Source organism: Nitratidesulfovibrio vulgaris str. Hildenborough (assembly GCF_000195755.1).
Classification (GTDB): Bacteria; Desulfobacterota; Desulfovibrionia; order Desulfovibrionales; family Desulfovibrionaceae; genus Nitratidesulfovibrio; species Nitratidesulfovibrio vulgaris.
Window position 1 is genome coordinate 670,537 of sequence record NC_002937.3, and the last position, 17,580, is coordinate 688,116.

A 17,580-nucleotide genomic window follows, 5' to 3' on the forward strand; every position below is an offset into this window, starting at 1 on the left:
GAGGGCCGCTGCCCTCCTGAAAACCACTCGCGTGCGCAACCCCTTGCCATGGCATGCTGGTGTGGACTTCAGCGTGGTGCACGCCTACTATGACAGACTGGACATCTTGAGATGACGGCCTGACGGGCTGTGTGTCCGTCAGGCTGAGTCCGGTTTGCAAGGATGCGCAGTGGGGCCGTCACGCCACCGCCGTCGGAACCCGTTTGCCCGGAGGGTCGCCATGAACAGGATAGCCGTCATCGGCGTAGGCAACGTAGGCATGGCGTTCGCCTATGCCGCCGCCATCAAGCGCCTTGCCAACGACATCGTTCTCATAGACGCCAATGCCGCGCGTGCTGAGGGCGAGAGCATGGACCTCGCCGACGCCATGGCTCTTGTGGGGCCGGTGCAGATTCGCAGCGGGGGCTATGAGCAGTGCGAAGGGGCGCGCATCGTCGTGGTCACGGCAGGGGCGAAGCAGATGCCCGGTCAGTCGCGGCTTGACCTCGTGCGGGTCAATGCCGGGATAACGCGGGATATCCTCACTGCGGTCATGCAGTACGCTGACGACCCCCTCTATATCATGGCAACCAACCCCGTCGATGTCCTCACCCATGTGGCCCGAACGGTTACCGGGGTCGCTCCCGGACGCGTCATCGGTTCCGGGACGGTTCTCGACAGCGCCCGCTTCAGGGGGCATGTGGCCGAAATCCTGGGTGTCGACGTGCGGGGTGTGCACGCCCATATCGTTGGCGAGCACGGAGACTCCGAAGTGGCGCTCTGGAGTCGGGCCAATGTGTCGGGCATTCCGGTCGCGGAGATGTGCGCCCGGCGCGGCATCGCCTATGACGCGGCGTTCCGGGAGAAGGCTCTGGGGCATGTGCGGCATGCTGCCTATGAGATCATCGGGCGCAAGGGGGCAACGGGGTATGGCATCGGCATGAGCCTGTGCCGCATCGTAGAGGCTATCCTGCATGATGAGCACAGCGTGCTCACGGTATCGTGCCCCGTCGCCGGGCACTACGGGCTGGGAGATGTGAGCCTTTCGTTGCCGTGCGTCATCGGAAGCGATGGCATCGAAGAGGTGCTGGATGCGCCCATCGCCGAGGATGAGCAGGCGGCGTTGGCGGCATCGGCACGAGTCCTCGGCGAGCATCTTGCCGCGTTATAGACAGGCGCGGGCGAGCGTTGTGCCGTGCCGACAGTCCGCCACTGCGTAGTCCGGCACATTGCCTGAACAGCCGTACCCGAAAAACGGGCCTGAACACCTGTGCCTGAACACCCGTCCTGAATACCGGTTTGACGCCTTGTGTGAAGCGTGGCTGTGGCGGGTCAGCCCTTCCCCCGTCGGTCACGCCCAAGCCGGTCGTAACCTGCACGTTGCCCGGGGCGGAGGGAAGGCCTCTGGGGCCGGATGCGTATGCCGGAGTGCCCCCGTGGCATCCCGGTCGGCCCCTCGACGTGGCGGGGCGAGGTCGGGTATTGCCTCTTTGATGAAGAAGGACACGTGAGGACACGGCAACTCACGGAGACGACGGCCCGTTGCGGCGGGCAACAACCTGAACAGTACGAAGGAACGCGCATGACAGTTGAGCGGGTAAGGGATTTCATCATGGCGCGCGACACCTTCGCACAGCATCTGGGCATGAGCCTCGACGAAGTGCGCGAAGGCTTCGCACGGGCCACCATGCCGGTGGACGACAGACACCGTAATGGCGTGGGGCTTGTACATGGCGGGGCCATCTTCGCCCTTGCGGACCTCGCCTTTGCGGCGGCGGCCAATACGAGTGGCGTGGTGTCTCTCAGTCTGACGGCCAGCATCTCATTCCTGAATGCGGGGCGTAAGGGGCCGTTGGCGGCCGAGGCGCGTGAGATAAGTGCCACCAAGCGCATCGCGACCTATGAGGTGCGCGTGCTCGATGGTGAGGGGACGTTGCTGGCCCTCTGTCAGGCCACGGCCTACCGCAAGAGTCATCCCATTCCGGAAGACGATGAAGAGGGGAAGGCGACTTCGTAGACCGGGCGTCGTCGGCGGGGGATGCTCGACCAAACGCGGGAGGGGCAGCGGCGGAGAGGTCGTCTGCGAAGGATGTCAGTCAGGGCTTTCGGCGCATACAATAGAAAACGGCTGCAACATGGTTGCAGCCGTTTTGCGTGCTGTGGCGTTCCCAAGGGGATTCGAACCCCTGTCGACGGCGTGAAAGGCCGTTGTCCTAGGCCGGCTAGACGATGGGAACGCTTGAACCGACAGTGTCGGGAAGACGCTTATGCAATAAGAGCGCTTCGTTCGTCAACCATTTTTTGAAGTTTTTGCGTGTGCGGGTGTCATTGGCGTGAACGCGCCACTTCGTCGAACATGCGCACGTACTTGAGATAGCAGCGCCCGACGGTACTTTCGGGGTCGAGCGACTGCATGAGACCGCCAAGCCCCTCGGGCCGGGGGGGCAGCGGTACACGGCTGGACGGTGGTACCACGACGCGTGTGGTGTCCAGCGGTGTGCGCCCGAAGAGGAGGTGCACCTCGACGCGGTTGAAGAAGGGCCCGTCCATGAACGCGTTGACACGCTCGAGTATCTCTGGAGACATGTAGGACAGGTCCTGCGCCGCCATGTTGTCTTCCGCCCCCACAAGCAGGATGCCCTTGCGCTGCCCGAGTGGAAAGGCAAGGGCGGCGAGGTCGGGCCCCATGACCATCTCCCAGTTCTCCCACAAGCGGGCAAGCTGGAACTGGTTTTTTGCGCCACGCGCGTTGAGGTATTCCTTGAGGGCATCGGCGATGGGCTTCATGGGCACTCCGTATGTTTCTCATACCACAAACGGTGCCGGATTGCATCGCCGGGACGGGTGCCCGTCCCGGCTGGATTCCTGCACCGGTTGGGTACCCGGACCGTGGGCAGCCTGACCGGGTTCATGGCGTCAGGTCTCGGGCCAGACAGGCGTTCCGCAACGGCAGCAGACCATCAGGCTTTTCCATATCCTGGAACTGCAATAGGGGCAGTCACGCCAGCGCGACCTGCCCATGAGCGCCAGCAGGACCGGTGGCAGTACCGGGATGAAGAGTGCAGCATAACCCCAGAAGACGACAGGACGCCCTAGTCTGTGAGCGAGTCTCACGGTGAACAGGACGAGCATGGTATGTGCGAAGATTGCGGCGGCGATGAGCATGATGTTGTGTGAGGTCATGGTTCCTCCATGGTCTGAGTGTTGAAAATGCACGTCGGCACATCATGTGATGTGGCGGCGTGCATCTGTTTTCTTGTAAGACGCGTGATGTCGTCAGAAAGGTGTATGAAGTGAATGTACCGTTTCACATGGAGAATAGACCTGATGAATGTGAACAGGACATGATTGGTGATAGAATAGCATATGTTTCAAGAAAGGCAACCGCAGTCGGAAAACGTTCATATGATGTAGAATCATGATGGGACAGTTCGGGTGAATGGCTTTGATGGAATCATTTTACGACGTCTGGTTCGTGCCGTGTCGGGTTATGCGGCGTCTGGACTATTCTCTGCGCTGTGACGGATGGCGAGGCAGTGGCATCTGCCCGGTAGCGGCCGCTTCGGAGAAAAGGCCGGATGTTGCGTCGCAAGCCCTGTCCAGCCTCACCGGTTGACTATATGCTTGATGTTGGATATGTCTACATCAAGTTTTCTTGATTTTAAATATCACGCCGTAAGCATAGAAGGCCAACATGTCCCTCGCCCTTCAGTATTTCAAGGCTTTGTCGGATGAGACGCGTCTGCGCCTCATCCATGTGCTCAACCGTCATGAACTGTCGGTGAACGAGTTGGTCTCCATTCTTGAGATGGGGCAGTCGCGCGTTTCACGCCATCTGAAGATTCTCACGGGTGCCGGTTTGCTGACCTCGCGTCGCGACGGACTCTGGGTCTTCTATTCCGCCGCCGCCGAGGGCGACGGGCGCGCCTTTCTCGACGCTGTGACGCCGTTCGTGACCACCGACATGGTGTTGCAGGCAGACCTCGACATGGCCCAGAAGATCATCGAGGAGCGCGCCCTCAAGACAAGACAGTTCTTCAATGCCATCGCCGAAGACTGGGACGAACTCAACCGCGAGGTTCTCGGGGGGTTCGACCTTGCCGGGGCAGTGGCCGAGGCCATGCCGCAGTGCGAGACGGCGGTCGACCTCGGCTGCGGGACGGGCTCGGTCATCGAGCGCATGTTGCAGCGGTCGCAGCAGGTCATCGGGGTGGACGGTTCGCCCCGGATGCTCGAACTGGCGCGTCGGCGTTTCGTCGAAGGCGCAGAGCGTGTATCATTGCGTATCGGAGAACTCGATCACCTGCCCCTGCGCGACGGTGAAGCCGATTTCGCCAGCATCAACATGGTGTTGCACCATCTTTCGGACCCGGGAGTGGCCCTTGGCGAGATTCGCCGGGTGCTGCGCCTCGGAGGCCAACTCATGGTCACGGATTTCGACAGGCACGACAACGAGCGTATGCGGAGCGACTATGGCGACCGCTGGCTTGGCTTCGAAGGCGTCCAGCTTGAAGGATTGCTCCGCGAAGCCGGGTTCACCGTGCGCGAATGCCGCAGGCAGGGGGTGGCCAAGGGCCTTGCCCTGCATCTGATGCTTGCCGAGAAGACACAACAGTAACCCTAGCCGCCGACTGGAGGCTCTCATGACCGACGCCAAGCGCGCCCAGAAACTCGACCTTTCCCTCGACCACAAAGTGGCCGACATGTCCCTTGCCGATTACGGCCGCAAGGACCTGCAACTCTCCGAACGTGAGATGCCGGGCCTGATGGAACTCATCAGGAAGTACGGCGGCACGAAGCCCCTCAAGGGGCTGAAGGTCACCGGTTCGTTGCACATGACCATCCAGACCGCCATGCTCATCCGCACCTTGTACGAACTGGGTGCCGATATCCGCTGGGCATCGTGCAACATCTTCTCCACGCAGGACCATGCGGCTGCCGCCATTGCCGCATCCGGCATGGCCAAGGTCTTCGCATGGAAGGGCGAGACCCTCGAGGACTACTGGTGGTGCACCGAAATGGCACTGACGTGGCCCGACGGTTCCGGCCCCGACCTGCTGGTGGACGACGGTGGTGACGCCACGCTGTTCATCCACAAGGGCGTGGAGGTCGAGAACGACCCCTCACTGCTCAAGAAGGCCTACGACAACAAGGAGTTCCAGATCATCATGGATCGCCTTGCCCTTGCATACGAGCAGGACCCCGGTCGCTGGCAGCGTGTGGCCGCCAAGGTGCGCGGCGTGTCGGAAGAGACCACCACGGGTGTGCATCGCCTCTATCAGCTGGAACAGGAAGGCAAGCTTCTCTTCCCCGCCATCAACGTCAACGATGCGGTCACCAAGTCGAAGTTCGACAACCTCTACGGTTGCCGCGAGTCGCTGGCTGACGGCATCAAGCGCGCCACCGACGTCATGGTGGCGGGCAAGGTCGTGGTCGTTGCCGGTTACGGCGATGTGGGCAAGGGCTGCGCCCAGTCCATGCGCGGCTTCGGCGCCCGCGTGCTGGTGACTGAAATCGACCCCATCTGCGCGCTTCAGGCCGCCATGGAAGGTTACGAAGTCACCACGATGGAAGAGGCAGTGCGTACGGGTGACATCTTCGTGACCGCCACCGGCAACTGCAATGTCATCACCGGGGCACACATGGAGGCCATGAAGGACGAGGCCATCGTCTGCAACATCGGCCACTTCGACAACGAGATCGACATGCACTACCTCGAGAACACCGAAGGGTGCGTGTGCCTCAACATCAAGCCGCAGGTGGACAAATGGACGCTGCGTTCGGGCCGCAGCATCATCGTGCTCGCCGAAGGCCGTCTCGTGAACCTCGGTTGCGCCACCGGCCACCCCAGCTTCGTCATGTCGGCCAGCTTCACCAACCAGACGCTGGCCCAGATTGAGCTTGCCACCAACCCCGACCTCGAGCGCAAGGTCTACACCCTGCCCAAGAAGCTGGACGAGGAAGTGGCGCGTCTGCACCTCGACCGTCTGGGTGTCAAGCTCACCCGCCTCAGCAAGGATCAGGCCGACTACATCGGCGTTTCGCCCGAGGGCCCCTTCAAGCCCGACCACTACCGCTACTAGCGCTCGGCCCTCACGGGCTGCGTGTTTGCAATGAAAGGGCGGGGAAGCATCGGCTTCCCCGCCCTCCGTCGTTCTGGTTGTGCTGGTACCATGCCGCATCATGGCGCTACGCGGTGAAAGGCACGGCCTGCCCCCTCAGGGCACAGTTCGGTTTACGCCGCCTTCAGCTTGACGATGAGCGAACGAAGTTCCTGCGTCATGGCGGACAACTCCGTCATGGCCTTCGCGCATTCGCCCATGGCGCCTGCGGTTTCGGAGGCGATGCGGTTCACTTCATCGGTGCCACGGTTGATCTGTTCGCTGGCGGCGGACTGTTCTTCGCTGGCGGTGGCGATGGCCCGCACCTGATCGGCGCTGCCTTCGATGAGCCCCACGATGCGCGCCAGCGCGTCACCCGCGATGCTGGCGAGTTCCGTGCTCCGCCCCACAGACATGGCCGCTTCGTCCATGCCTCGGATGTTGTCCTTGGTGCCCGACTGGATGGCCCGGACGGCCTCGCCCACTTCCTTGGTGGCGTTCATGGTCTTCTCGGCGAGCTTGCGCACCTCGTCGGCGACGACCGCGAAGCCGCGTCCGGCTTCACCGGCACGGGCCGCCTCGATGGCAGCGTTGAGGGCCAGCAGGTTCGTCTGGTCCGCGATGTCGGTGATGACCGTCATGATCTGTCCGATATTCTCGGCCCGTGTGCCGAGCATGTCGAGACTCAGTTTCAGTTCGCCGGTCTTGGCATCCACATCGGAGATGGCCTCCACCACCGAACCCACCACGCTGGCCCCTTCGTCTGCCTCCCTGCGGGCGTGCTCCGAACTTTCCGCCGCTTCGGCGGCGTTGCGGGCAATCTCCATGACCGAGGCGTTCATCTCCTCCATGGCGGTGGCCGCTTCCGTAGTGCGCTGCAACTGGGTCGATGAACCGCGCGCCGCCTGTTCGACCTGCGCGGAAAGCTCCTCGGAGGCGGAGGATATGCGCTCGACGATACCTTCAAGTTGCGATGCCGCCAGCAAGAGTCCCTCGCGGCGAGCGTTCTCTGCCTGTGCGCGGGCGGCTTCGGCTTCGCGGGTGGCCACTTCGGCCTTGCGGGTCTGCTCTTCGGCCTCCTGCGTCTTGGCTTCGGAGGTGGCGATCATCTCCTTGAGTCGCCGTACCATGACGCGCAAGGCTTCGGCCAGGGTGCCTATCTCGTCCTGTCGTGTAAGGGCCAAATCCTGCCCGAGGTCGCCGTCTGCCACCGCCCGTGCGAAATCCACTCCCTTGTTCAGGGCGTTCACGATACTGCGTACGATGAGGAACACGACAACACTGGTGACCAGCAGCATGATGATGCCTACGGCAAGGGTCGTGTTGCGTATGGCGGCCACGGACTCGTTTATCTCGTCCATGTCCACGGTGACGGCCAATTGCCACCCGGTCCGTTTCTCCGTGGTGTAGACGAGAATCTTGTCCTTGCCTTTGAACGTGTACTCCACTTCGCCAGACGGGTTCCTGAACATGGGGGCTGCCCAGGGCTCATCCTTGAGATTGAGCGTGAGGATGTGCGACTTGTCCGGGTGTGCCGCAATGAAACCGGCCTTCGAGACGAGGAAGGCATATCCTGTCTTGCCTATGCGTATGGGGTCGATGACCTCTGTGGCGAACCTTGCAAGGTCGATGGCACCGTAGATGACGCCGATGACCCTGCCATCACGTTTCACCGGTGATGCCACGACGAAGACCGGCTTGTTGTTGACCTTGCTGAGTACGGCATCCGAAACGGCTGGCGTTCCCTGTATGGCGGTCTTGAAGTAGTCGCGGCTGCCGAGGTTCACCTTGCCGATGTCCTCTTGCCGGTTGCTGGCAACCACCACACCGTCAGGGCCGACGACCGCCAGCGACTGGTAGGTGCTATACTCTTCCAGTGTGTCCCGGAGTGCCTGCACGGCCTTTTTCGTGTGTTCGGGGGTGGGGTCGCTCAACACCCGTGCGAATTCATCACGTTTGGCCTGTGAACCGATGTCACTCTGGCTGTCTTCGACTGTCGTGGAGAGTTCTCTCGACAGCATGTCACGCACAAGGATTGAAGACTGCATGAGTGCTGCTTCAAGATTGCGTGAGGCGGTGGTGTATGCAATGTACGCTGTGACACCCATGCCGAATACAAGGATACTGATGATGGGAACGAGAAAGCGGTTTCGCAGGTTCCAACGCATGGCGTGCTCCTCCTGAAAGGGGGGATGGTTTATGCCATATTACCCTGTCAGAAGCGTCGAAGCCATAGTCCAAAGCTAAAAATAACGCCAACGAGGGCTGTCGCTGGCGTTATTTTCCGGCCTCTTGCAGATGGCAGGCAAGACCGTGGCGCAGATTAGTTCCTCTGCTGTACAGTGAGCTCGACCCAGCGTGCCGTTTTCTCGAGGATGCCGGAGAGCGCGGCTTCGAAACCGTCGAGCAGCGTTGCCCGTCTGTCGTCTGCCAGTGGGACGTACGCTTCGACGTTTTGTGAGGCGATGATGCGCCCTTTGCGGACATCGAGCATTTGCAGGCGCAGGCGGATGTCTACGCCCGTTTCCCGGGCCTCGGTGCGTGCCGCGAATTGCTGGATGTCCACCATGAGTCGCACGTCGGGGAAGACTCCTGCGCTTTCGGCGGAGACTGTGCCGATGCGTGTGCCTGCATCGAGTGCGTCGATGATGTGCCGTTGCAGCATCTGCGGTACATGGCTTCCCCATCGCACATTGGGCAGATAGCTGAGTTCGCGACCCTGCAGGATGGCGATATGGTCGGTGTCGAGCGAGCGCGTCGTCTCAGGCAGTGAGACGGCGAGTTGCACCGGGGCGGCAGGACGGGGTGTGGCATCGGTGCGGGGCATGTCAGGAGACAGCAGGATGCGCTGCGGTGCCGGGCCGGGGTCGAGCACTCGCGCACAGCCTGCGCCGGAGATGGTCGAGGCCGCCAGCAAAAGGATGGCGCACAACGTCGTGAAGTTGCGGAATGGTGTCATCGTTCTTCATACTCCGGTAGCTGGTTGCCGAACATGAAGCGCCGGGGGTCGCTCTCCATCCTTTGCGCCATGCGGTTCAGGGTCGTCACAAGGTGACGAGACTCGATGAGCAGGCGGCGCATATCCTCAAGCCCTTCTGTGCTGAAGCCCGTGACGCCGGGTTCGGCTGCGGCGAGCAGGGCGTCGAGACGGCGTGCGGTGTTGCCCACGGCCACGATGCTGTCGCGCATGTCGCCGCGGGTCAGGTCGCGCATATCGCCCGCCAGGGTCTCAAGACCTGCCGAGGCATTGGCGAGGCGGCGCGTGGTCGTGTCCATGTTGGTGATGATCCTGTCGAGGCTGTCGGCACGTGCGGCCATGCGTGCGGTGACGGTGTCGAGGGCATGGAAGGTCGAGGCGAGCGCGGCCCTGTTCTCTGCGTTGAGCACATCGGCAAGCCTGTTGACCAGTTCGTTGCCCGACCCCACAAGCTGGGGCATTCCCGCGAAGAGTTCCTCGAGACGTGACGCGCGAGAGGCTATGACAGGCACTTCGCCCGCAGTACCGACGAGTAGCGGGGCATGGGGCGAACCGCCGGTTATCTGTACCACCGAGACACCGGTGAGTCCGCGACCTTCGAGACTGGCGACCGAATCTTCGCGGACGGGGGTGGTGGCATCGATTTCGATACGTACCTTGACCTTGGCGGGGTCGTCGGGGTTGAGGGTTATCTGTTTCACGGCCCCGACCTTGACGCCGTTGAAGAAGACGTCGCTGGCCACGCTGAGGCCCATGACGTTGCCGCTGAAATGGACGTCATAGGCCGCCATGGCCTTGCCTTCGCCCCGCCCCGCAGTCCAGAGGACGAAGGCGAGGGCCCCGGTCACGGCGAGGAGCGTGAAGACGCCCACGAGAATGTAGCTGGCACGGGTTTCCATGCGTCACTCCGTTGAAGATGCCCTTCACCGCTGCCGTGTGGACGGCTGTGATGTGGGGCAGGGTATGCCTTGGGGGGCGTGTTGTGCGGCTCGTCCACGCGGGCCTGTGAAGTAGTCGCGAACCCAGGGGTGGTCGAGGCTGATGAGTTCGTCGATGGTGCCCACCTTGAGGATGCGACGGTCAGCCAGCACCGCGACCTTGTCGCATACGGCGTAGAGCGAGTCGAGGTCGTGGGTGACGAGAACGACGGTAAGGCCCAGTGCCTCACGCAATTCGGCGAGGAGGTCGTCGAAGGCGGCGGCCCCGATGGGGTCGAGGCCTGCCGTGGGTTCGTCGAGAAAGAGCAACTCGGGGTCCATGACGAGGGCGCGCGCGAGTCCTGCGCGTTTGCGCATACCGCCCGAAAGTTCAGAAGGGTACTTGTGCGCGGCACCGGGGGGGAGTCCGGCCATGCGGAGCTTCATGAAGGCGATTTCGTCCATGAGGTCGCCGGGCAGCGACAGGAATTCGCGTAGCGGCACCTGGATGTTCTCGAGCACAGTGAGCGACGAGAAGAGGGCACCATCCTGAAAGAGCACCCCCCAGCGGCGGCGCAGGTCGCGCAAGGCCGCCGAGGTGCCGTGCAGGACATCGGTGCCAAGCACTTCTATGCTGCCCCCCTGTGGTCTGCGCAATCCGATGATGGTGCGCAGAAGCACGGACTTGCCCGTGCCCGACCCGCCAATGAGGGCGAGAACCTTGCCGCGCTCGACGTCAAGGTCGAGGCCGTCGTGCACTGTCTGGGCGCCGAAGCGGTTGACGATGCCGCGTAGCCTGATGACGGCGGGAGAAGTGCTGTTGAGGGTTCTCATGGTCGACCTTCGTCTTCAGACGCCGAGGGAGGTGAAAAGGATGGCGAAGAGCGCGTTGAGTACGATGACCATGAAGATGGCTTCCACCACGGCCTGCGTCGTGAGGCGGCCCACCGACTCTGCACTGCCGGTGACCCGGAATCCCTGAAAGCAGCCCACAAGCGCGATGACGAGTGCGAAGAACGGGGCTTTTATCATACCCACCACGAAGTTGCGCAGATGCACTATCTCGTGGAAACGGGCCGTGAAATTGGCCGGGTCTATGCCGAGGGTCCCCCATGCGGCAACGCCGCCACCGAGGATGCCCATGATGTCGGCGATGAAGGCGAGAATGGGCAGCATGACTACCAGCGCCAGCACGCGTGGCACCACCAGCACCTCGATGGGGTCGAGGCCAAGCGCGCGCATGGCCGAAACCTCTTCATTGGCCACCATGGCGCCTATCTGGGCCGTAAACGAGGACCCTGAACGTCCGGCTACGACCAGGGCGGTGAGCAACACGCCCATCTCGCGCAGCGTCGAAATCTCCAGAAGGTTGATGACGAAGACCTGCGCCCCGAAGCGGGCGAATTGTTCGGCCCCCATGTACGCGGTGACAAGGCCGATGAGAAACGAGAGAAGCGCGACGATGGGCACCGCCTGTACCCCTGTCTGTTCCATGTGGCTGCATAGCGAGACCCACCTGAAACGCCACGGACGCAACACGAGTCCCACCAGTGAGATGACGAGCATGCCCATGAAGGCGAGAATGCCGACAGCCTGCTCGGTTTCTTCGACAATGGAAGCCCCGATGGCGTTGAGTGTGCGGGCAAGGGCCGAGGCGTGGCGCACCGTGGGCGCTTCGGACATGTCGATGGCCGCCACACGGTCGATGAGGGCGTTGTGCGCCGGGGCACAGTGCAGAAGCGGGGCGATGCCCTGCTTCTCGAGGGCGGTGCGGAAGGTGGTGATGACGAGGGCGCCTGCGGTGTCAAGCCGCAGCACCCCCGTGAGGTCGAACGTCAGGTCGCCGCACTCGGCCGGGATGGCAAGGTGCTGGAGTTGCCCGCGTGCGCGTGCCGCCGTCGCCACGTCCCATGCCCCCGAGAAACGGAGTATGCCCGTGTTGCCGAAGCTTTCCAGAAGAACGTCTGGCAGCCGCGACCCGTTCTCGGTTATGCCGCGCGGGTCTTCTTCACGGGCAAGCGAAGGGGCGTCGAGTTGCTGGGGAACGTGTGGCATACCGGATACTACCATGCCGAAGGTGCGTTGCCAAACGGGCTGGCCGCAGGGGGCGCGCCGGTCAGGTGGCCCTCTGGATTCGGCATGACGGGGGGCGTCCTGTCAGCGGGGTAGGTGCCCGGTCAGACATCGGGGCAGGTGCTGCACAGATATTGGGCCAAACGCTGGCGGGCAATCGTGCGGGCAGTCCGGTTCGCGGTCAGGGCGGGTATGCTGCCGGGGGGATGCGCAGGGGACGGCCTTGAAGGTGCGTTCTCTGCCTGACGCAGTGAATGTTTCAGGCACACATGAAGGCGACGGGGGCCGGTCGAGTGCCGACAACGTCGTGAAGGAGTCTTGAGACGGCATGGAACAGTCCACACGTCACCATGACAGAGGTGCCAGCACGTGACACTCCTGAATCGGCAGGGGAGGGGACGCCGTAGCCGAGAGCGAAGAACCCCTGCCTGTGCACGGTGGATACCGCACAGAGGCGACGCAGGCTCATTCCTCGTCTTCGTCGTCGTACCACTCGTGTTCGAAGGCGTCGTCCAGACGGTAGTTTCGTACCTGCATGAGCATGGAACCTTCCTGCTCACGGACAAGCCCTTCAACCACGACGTAGGCGTTGAGGTGACTGCCGAGGTCGATGCCCGCGCCTCGCGGCACGATGTGGTACTCGACATCACCTTCGGCAATGGCCACGCGTGCAGCCATGTCGTCACGCGAACGCGGCAGGGGAACGATGTAGCCTTTGACAGTCTTTACTTCTTCCATCTTGGTCATTGCGCTTCTCTCGAAACGGAAAACTGGTGCGGAGGTGGAGGTGTCTGCACAAGAGTGCGAAATATATTTCCTTTCGCGAAAAGGCAACAGTCGTAGGACATAAATCGGAAAATGGGTTTGTTTTTTTGGTTAAAGATAGCTATTTCAGACTGTTGTATAGATGATTTTTTGACGGATTTTCAGATGTGGTGCTGGCGTGGCATGAGTCCGTAACGTGCACCCGACATCTGGGGCTGCAACATGCTCTGCCCGTTATCCTCTTCGACGAGTGAATATCCCGTGACGTCCAGCGTGAAATACCCGTCTTCTATCTGTTCAGCCGTACCGGTGACGACGACTTCCTGCCCGTCGAGTTCAGTGTCCGTGACGCCGCGAAGCAGGAAAATCCTGTCATCCGGGGTTTCAAGAACCGGCCCGTCGTCGGTGACCACCACGATGCCGGTCACCACCACTTCAGACGCGGCTTCAGCCGGGGATTGGGCTGACAGTGCGTGGGCGGGGGCAAGCAGCATTGCTATAAGGACGACAAGACCCTTCAGAAGGGAGCGCCACCCGGAGTGATTGCTACGCATCATGACGTTGTTCCTTGGCAGTGTCGCCCTCGACGACCACGTAGGTCGCAAGGTCGAAGTAGGTCTTACCCTGTCTGGAATAGATGTAACCGGTGGCCGCCACCTTGCAACGACATAGCCGAACGAGTTCAGGATAGTCACCAAGGTTGCCGACGATGAACTCCTGTTCGGAGTTGTCGGCGATAAGTACCGAAGATACAGAATAATCATCAGCCCATCCTTCAGGAAGGATGTAGCCCGTTACGGTTGCAAGACCGTCTTGTGCGGCTATGGTCTGCGGCATGATGTTCCCTGTGTTCATGAAAATGAAACGTGCAGGAACAGGAGCAGGAAACGGGCCAGAGAGATATTTATCTGAAATGTATCAACTTTGATCTTGAGCTTGGGATTTTAGAGAACTTGGAGTTCTGTTTTTTGCGAGGTGCCTTGTCGGCGTCTGGGGGGCAGCTTGTCGATGCAGGATTCTAATCGACTTGTATTGAGCATAACAAGCCATATTATATTGCTATTTTATCGAGTAAGAACTGAAGGTTCTTTTTTGTCTAGAGAAGAACTGTATGTTCTTCTTTACTTCTTCAACCTGCCGCTACCGGGCTTGAAATCCTCTTTTTTCAGGCTGTGTCGGGTCATGAGCTTGTGTATCTGCCGGGTGGTGACCCCGGCGATGGCTGCTGCGCCTTTGATACTGCCCCCGCTGGTGGCGAGGGCGCGTTCCAGATACTCGCGTTCGAAGCTGTCCAGCGCATGACGGCGTGCGGCTTCAAGGGGCAGCGATATGTCAAGGGCGCGGTTGCGCACTGCATGGGGCAGTCCCCTGAATTCTGCGGGAAAGGCTTCGGGCGACAGCACTTCTCCCCCTTCGAGGATGCAGGCGCGTTCGATGATGTTCTCAAGCTCACGCACGTTGCCGGGCCAGTCGTAGCGCATGAAGGCGTCGATGACATCGGGGTGGATGGCCCGAATGTCACGTGAACGTTGCGGGTTGCAGCGCCTCACGAACGCCTCTGCCAGCTGGAGGATGTCCTCTTTGCGTTCACGCAGCGGCGGGATGTCGATGGGAAAGACGTTCAGCCGGTAGTACAGGTCGCGCCTGAAGCGCCCCTGCGCACACAGGGTCGACAGGTCTTCGTTGGTGGCTGCCACGACGCGCACATCGGGCCGGATGACGGTCTCGCCGCCCACACGCTGGAAACATCTGTCCTGCAACACATTGAGGAGTTTGATTTGTACGGACGGGCCGATGGTGCCTATCTCGTCGAGGAAGATGGTCCCGCCTTCGGCGATCTCGAAACGCCCCGGCTTCTTGCGGATGGCGCCCGTGAAGGCACCTTTCTCGTGGCCGAAGAGTTCGCTCTCCACCAGCGCCTCCGGAATGGCCCCGCAGTGTACGCTGATGAAACGTTTGCCGTGCCTGTTGCTGTGGCTGTGGATGAGGCGTGCGATGAGGCTCTTGCCCGTGCCGGTCTCGCCGGTGAGCAGCACGGTGCTGCGTGTGGCCGCCACGAGGCGTATCTTGTCATAGACCTCACGCATCCGGGGGCTGCGGGTGTCGAGTACGATGCCCTCGTCACCTCCGGAGCGGCCCTGTATCAGCCGGTCGCGCAGGTAGTCGAGTTCGGAGCGCACCAGCGCCGATTCGTGCAGCTTCTGGGTTACCAGCCGTACCTCTTCAGGGTGCAACGGGTAGGTGAGGTAGTTGCCTGCCCCGGCCCGCACGGCATCGACTGCCTGCCGGATGGCGTCGGCGCGGGCCAGCACGATGAGGTCGACGGAGGGATGCTGCTGTCTGAAGCCGTGGACGGCCTGACGTATGGTCTCATAGTCCGTCGTGGTGCCGCCGCACAGGATGTCCATGTCCACAAGGGCGATGTCATGGGCGCGCGCGGCAAGGCGCGACTTCATCCCGGCGGTGGAACGACTCAGTTCGAGGTCGATGTCGGGAGTGAAGCAGCGTGGCAGGACGGCGAGGGCCGCAGGGTCCATGGTGGCAGCGAGCACGTAGCGCATGATGCGTTCCTATCCTGTGGTGTCTTCTCACACAAGGGGTTGCCATCCTTGCACTCGTCGGCAAGGCGGGGTAGGGGGGAATCAGGCGACACACTGTAACGCAGGAGGCATGACAATGGCCGACCGTTACCCCATTCTCCCCGGTGGCGCACCCGCCCCGGTGGCCCCCTACTCACCCGGCATGGTCTGCGGCAGCTTTCTCTTCGTCTCGGGGCAGCTTCCGCTTGACGCTGCCACCGGCGTCCTCATCGAAGGCGACATCCGTGAACGTACCCGGCAGGCCCTTCGGAACATGCAGGCCGTCGTCCGGGCTGCGGGCTGCGAATTGTCGTGCGCGGTGCGCGTGAACATCTATCTCGCCGACATGAATGATTTCGCCGCCGTGAACGAGGTCTACAAGACCTTCTTCTGCAAGCCGTACCCGGCCCGGACGGCGATTCAGGCCGCGGCATTGCCGCTTGGTTCCGACATCCTCATCGACGGAATCTTCGCACTGTGAGGTCTCGCCCGTCCCCTTCCGGGGGCGGGCGTTTCCGCACGCATGGCTGAAATGCCGTGCCCGCCTGTCAGCGTCGGGCACCTGTTGCGGGGCCATTCGTACGTGCCGGATGGGACGGTCTCCTCTTGTGGCCCGCAGGGTGAGCGCGGTGCACGGTCGTCAGCGGGCGGGTGCAGACCGTCTTTGACGACCTTCCACGACCCGCCGCATAGCTTTGGGACAGTGGGCACTGCGTGTTGCATCGAACGTGCGGCTGCGGGTGCGCCCCGTGTGTCGCCGTGCAGCCTCAGTTGCCGTCGCGTGCGAGTCCGTGCTTGCGGACAAGTTCGTAAAGATGCCCGCGCGAGATGCCCGCCTCGGATGCGGCGGCGCGTACGTCGGCCCCGTGCCTGTCGAGAAGCCGGGTCACGTAGGCACGTTCGGCGCATGCCTTGTAATCGCGCAGTGTCATGGGCGTGCCGTCGTGTCCCTCTGCCGCAGGCATGCAATGGTCGACCTCGGATGCGCACGGAATGGTCGCGCGGGCGACGGTGACGCGCACTTCCACCGGAAGCTGCCTGGCGTAGAGCGTGCTGTCGTCGTGCGCCGCCGTGCAGGCACGTTCGACGGCGTGGCGTAACTCGCGGATATTGCCCGGCCACGCGTAGCGTTCCACAGTCTCCATGAAATCACCGGCCATCTGCTTCATCGGTGCACCGTGCTGTGCACAGTACCCCTCGATGACGTGCTCGCAGAGGGGCAGTATGTCGGCTGTGCGGTCACGAAGGGGGGGCAGGGTGATGGTAAGCCCGCGCAGGCGGTACAGCAGGTCGCTACGGAAGAGGTCAAGCCGCGTCATCTCATGCAGGTTCTTGTTCGTGGCGGCCACGAGCCTGAAATCGCTGGAGACTTCATGCGCGGAACCCACGGGGCGAAAGCGCCGCAGTTCAAGCGCCCGGAGAAAGCTGCCCTGCATGGCAAGCGGCAGGTCGCCTGCCTCATCAAGGAACAGTGTGCCGCCGTGTGCTTGCCGCAAGAGCCCTTCGCTGTTGCGTTCCGCCCCGGTGAACGCCCCCCGGACGTGTCCGAAGAGTTGACTCTCGACGAGATTCTCCGTCAGCGAGGCACAGTCGAGAGTGACCAGCGGGCTTTCACACCGGGCACTATTGGCGTGTACGGCGCGGGCGAACAGTTCCTTTCCCGTTCCCGTCTCACCGGTGATGAGCACGTTGACCGTACTGGCGGCCGCCTCTTCGACGAGGTCGAGGGCCTCGCGCAGGGCAGGGCTGTCGCCCACGATGGCGTCGCGCCGCAGGGGCCGCCGCCCTGTGGCGCTATTGCGTCCGGCGCGGTAGGCGAGGGCACGCGAGAGTGAGAGCATCACCTCCTGCACTTTGAGAGGCTTTTGCACGTAGTCCCATACACCGTGGCGCAGGGCCGTCTCGGCACCGTCGGCACTGCCATGTCCCGTGATGACGATGACCTCGGGTGTACCGGGCAGTCGGGTGAAGCGCGCCACGTTCTCAAGCCCGTTGCCGTCAGGCAGCAGGACATCGAGAAAGACCACGTCGATACCTTTGGCTGCCTTCTCCTCGGCTTCGGTCAGCGACGCCGCCGCAAGCACTTCATGCCCCATGCCTCCCGCCGTGTCTGCCACAAGAATCCGGACGAGGCTTTCGTCATCAACTACAAGAATGCGCGCCATGTCAGTACCTTATCGACCTTGAAT

At 62.1% G+C, this 17,580-nt stretch carries 17 protein-coding genes and 1 tRNA gene; 5 read left to right on the forward strand and 13 right to left on the reverse strand.

Going from position 1 to position 17,580, the window contains the following annotated elements; translation table 11 throughout:
* Positions 1-220 precede the first annotated feature (220 nt).
* Together DVU_RS02870 and DVU_RS02875 are read left to right on the forward strand one after the other, a co-directional pair.
* Positions 221-1,150: an L-lactate dehydrogenase gene (locus DVU_RS02870; protein WP_010937903.1), complete on the forward strand. Its 930-nt coding sequence runs from the start codon at positions 221-223 to the stop codon at positions 1,148-1,150.
* Between the two features lie 411 nt (positions 1,151-1,561).
* Complete coding sequence (locus tag DVU_RS02875) at positions 1,562-1,996, forward strand: PaaI family thioesterase (RefSeq protein ID WP_010937904.1); 435 nt, start codon at positions 1,562-1,564, stop codon at positions 1,994-1,996.
* Between the two features lie 143 nt (positions 1,997-2,139).
* On the opposite strand, the gene DVU_RS02880 is transcribed toward DVU_RS02875, so the two are convergent.
* From DVU_RS02880 to DVU_RS02890, 3 genes are all read right to left on the reverse strand, one after another.
* Positions 2,140-2,216: transfer RNA gene (locus DVU_RS02880), tRNA-Glu, on the reverse strand.
* 88 nt (positions 2,217-2,304) lie between these two features.
* Positions 2,305-2,766: a DUF721 domain-containing protein gene (locus DVU_RS02885; protein WP_011792807.1), complete on the reverse strand. Its 462-nt coding sequence runs from the start codon at positions 2,764-2,766 to the stop codon at positions 2,305-2,307.
* 129 nt (positions 2,767-2,895) lie between these two features.
* Complete coding sequence (locus tag DVU_RS02890) at positions 2,896-3,162, reverse strand: Rcat domain-containing protein (protein ID WP_010937906.1); 267 nt, start codon at positions 3,160-3,162, stop codon at positions 2,896-2,898.
* Between the two features lie 511 nt (positions 3,163-3,673).
* Between DVU_RS02890 and DVU_RS02895 the strand changes: the two genes are divergently transcribed.
* Together DVU_RS02895 and ahcY are read left to right on the forward strand one after the other, a co-directional pair.
* Positions 3,674-4,597, forward strand: a complete 924-nt coding sequence (locus DVU_RS02895; protein ID WP_010937909.1) for an ArsR/SmtB family transcription factor — start codon at positions 3,674-3,676, stop codon at positions 4,595-4,597.
* Positions 4,598-4,622: 25 nt separating this feature from the next.
* Complete coding sequence (gene ahcY, locus DVU_RS02900; protein WP_010937910.1) at positions 4,623-6,062, forward strand: adenosylhomocysteinase; 1,440 nt, start codon at positions 4,623-4,625, stop codon at positions 6,060-6,062.
* Positions 6,063-6,214: 152 nt separating this feature from the next.
* On the opposite strand, the gene DVU_RS02905 is transcribed toward ahcY, so the two are convergent.
* The 9 genes from DVU_RS02905 to DVU_RS02945 form a co-directional block, all read right to left on the reverse strand.
* Entirely contained in the window at positions 6,215-8,248 is a 2,034-nt protein-coding gene (locus tag DVU_RS02905; protein WP_010937911.1) for a methyl-accepting chemotaxis protein, read from the reverse strand.
* A gap of 155 nt (positions 8,249-8,403) precedes the next feature.
* A complete protein-coding gene (locus DVU_RS02910; protein ID WP_010937912.1) occupies positions 8,404-9,039 on the reverse strand; it encodes an ABC-type transport auxiliary lipoprotein family protein in 636 nt (211 codons plus the stop codon).
* Positions 9,036-9,956, reverse strand: coding sequence for an MlaD family protein (locus tag DVU_RS02915; RefSeq protein WP_010937913.1), 921 nt, complete (start codon positions 9,954-9,956; stop codon positions 9,036-9,038). The genes DVU_RS02910 and DVU_RS02915 overlap by 4 nt, the downstream gene beginning before the upstream one ends.
* Positions 9,957-9,980: 24 nt before the next feature.
* On the reverse strand, positions 9,981-10,808 hold the full coding sequence (locus DVU_RS02920; protein WP_010937914.1) for an ABC transporter ATP-binding protein: 828 nt from the start codon (positions 10,806-10,808) through the stop codon (positions 9,981-9,983).
* A 15-nt stretch (positions 10,809-10,823) separates the two neighbouring features.
* Positions 10,824-12,029, reverse strand: a complete 1,206-nt coding sequence (locus DVU_RS02925; protein ID WP_014524256.1) for an ABC transporter permease — start codon at positions 12,027-12,029, stop codon at positions 10,824-10,826.
* Between the two features lie 483 nt (positions 12,030-12,512).
* Positions 12,513-12,794 (reverse strand): hypothetical protein, encoded by a 282-nt coding sequence (locus tag DVU_RS02930; RefSeq protein ID WP_010937917.1) that lies wholly within the window; start codon positions 12,792-12,794, stop codon positions 12,513-12,515.
* A 179-nt stretch (positions 12,795-12,973) separates the two neighbouring features.
* On the reverse strand, positions 12,974-13,369 hold the full coding sequence (locus tag DVU_RS02935; protein ID WP_014524257.1) for a hypothetical protein: 396 nt from the start codon (positions 13,367-13,369) through the stop codon (positions 12,974-12,976).
* Positions 13,359-13,649, reverse strand: a complete 291-nt coding sequence (locus DVU_RS02940) for a hypothetical protein (protein ID WP_010937920.1) — start codon at positions 13,647-13,649, stop codon at positions 13,359-13,361. The genes DVU_RS02935 and DVU_RS02940 overlap by 11 nt, the downstream gene beginning before the upstream one ends.
* 284 nt (positions 13,650-13,933) lie before the next feature.
* Positions 13,934-15,373 (reverse strand): sigma-54-dependent transcriptional regulator, encoded by a 1,440-nt coding sequence (locus tag DVU_RS02945; RefSeq protein ID WP_010937922.1) that lies wholly within the window; start codon positions 15,371-15,373, stop codon positions 13,934-13,936.
* Positions 15,374-15,488: 115 nt separating this feature from the next.
* Between DVU_RS02945 and DVU_RS02950 the strand changes: the two genes are divergently transcribed.
* A complete protein-coding gene (locus DVU_RS02950) occupies positions 15,489-15,872 on the forward strand; it encodes a Rid family detoxifying hydrolase (RefSeq protein ID WP_010937923.1) in 384 nt (127 codons plus the stop codon).
* A 286-nt stretch (positions 15,873-16,158) separates the two neighbouring features.
* On the opposite strand, the gene DVU_RS02955 is transcribed toward DVU_RS02950, so the two are convergent.
* Positions 16,159-17,556 (reverse strand): sigma-54-dependent transcriptional regulator, encoded by a 1,398-nt coding sequence (locus DVU_RS02955; protein ID WP_010937924.1) that lies wholly within the window; start codon positions 17,554-17,556, stop codon positions 16,159-16,161.
* Positions 17,557-17,580: the final 24 nt, after the last annotated feature.

What these genes read in the sequence shown, in the direction of transcription:
- DVU_RS02915 (WP_010937913.1), bottom strand. Translation starts at nt 9,956, where the DNA reads ATGGAAACCCGTGCCAGCTACATTCTCGTGGGCGTCTTCACGCTCCTC.
- ahcY (WP_010937910.1), top strand. Translation starts at nt 4,623, where the DNA reads ATGACCGACGCCAAGCGCGCCCAGAAACTCGACCTTTCCCTCGACCAC.
- DVU_RS02905 (WP_010937911.1), bottom strand. Translation starts at nt 8,248, where the DNA reads ATGCGTTGGAACCTGCGAAACCGCTTTCTCGTTCCCATCATCAGTATC.
- DVU_RS02910 (WP_010937912.1), bottom strand. Translation starts at nt 9,039, where the DNA reads ATGACACCATTCCGCAACTTCACGACGTTGTGCGCCATCCTTTTGCTG.
- DVU_RS02890 (WP_010937906.1), bottom strand. Translation starts at nt 3,162, where the DNA reads ATGACCTCACACAACATCATGCTCATCGCCGCCGCAATCTTCGCACAT.
- DVU_RS02930 (WP_010937917.1), bottom strand. Translation starts at nt 12,794, where the DNA reads ATGACCAAGATGGAAGAAGTAAAGACTGTCAAAGGCTACATCGTTCCC.
- DVU_RS02925 (WP_014524256.1), bottom strand. Translation starts at nt 12,029, where the DNA reads ATGCCACACGTTCCCCAGCAACTCGACGCCCCTTCGCTTGCCCGTGAA.
- DVU_RS02895 (WP_010937909.1), top strand. Translation starts at nt 3,674, where the DNA reads ATGTCCCTCGCCCTTCAGTATTTCAAGGCTTTGTCGGATGAGACGCGT.
- DVU_RS02885 (WP_011792807.1), bottom strand. Translation starts at nt 2,766, where the DNA reads ATGAAGCCCATCGCCGATGCCCTCAAGGAATACCTCAACGCGCGTGGC.
- DVU_RS02950 (WP_010937923.1), top strand. Translation starts at nt 15,489, where the DNA reads ATGGCCGACCGTTACCCCATTCTCCCCGGTGGCGCACCCGCCCCGGTG.
- DVU_RS02945 (WP_010937922.1), bottom strand. Translation starts at nt 15,373, where the DNA reads ATGCGCTACGTGCTCGCTGCCACCATGGACCCTGCGGCCCTCGCCGTC.
- DVU_RS02870 (WP_010937903.1), top strand. Translation starts at nt 221, where the DNA reads ATGAACAGGATAGCCGTCATCGGCGTAGGCAACGTAGGCATGGCGTTC.
- DVU_RS02940 (WP_010937920.1), bottom strand. Translation starts at nt 13,649, where the DNA reads ATGCCGCAGACCATAGCCGCACAAGACGGTCTTGCAACCGTAACGGGC.
- DVU_RS02920 (WP_010937914.1), bottom strand. Translation starts at nt 10,808, where the DNA reads ATGAGAACCCTCAACAGCACTTCTCCCGCCGTCATCAGGCTACGCGGC.
- DVU_RS02935 (WP_014524257.1), bottom strand. Translation starts at nt 13,369, where the DNA reads ATGATGCGTAGCAATCACTCCGGGTGGCGCTCCCTTCTGAAGGGTCTT.
- DVU_RS02875 (WP_010937904.1), top strand. Translation starts at nt 1,562, where the DNA reads ATGACAGTTGAGCGGGTAAGGGATTTCATCATGGCGCGCGACACCTTC.
- DVU_RS02955 (WP_010937924.1), bottom strand. Translation starts at nt 17,556, where the DNA reads ATGGCGCGCATTCTTGTAGTTGATGACGAAAGCCTCGTCCGGATTCTT.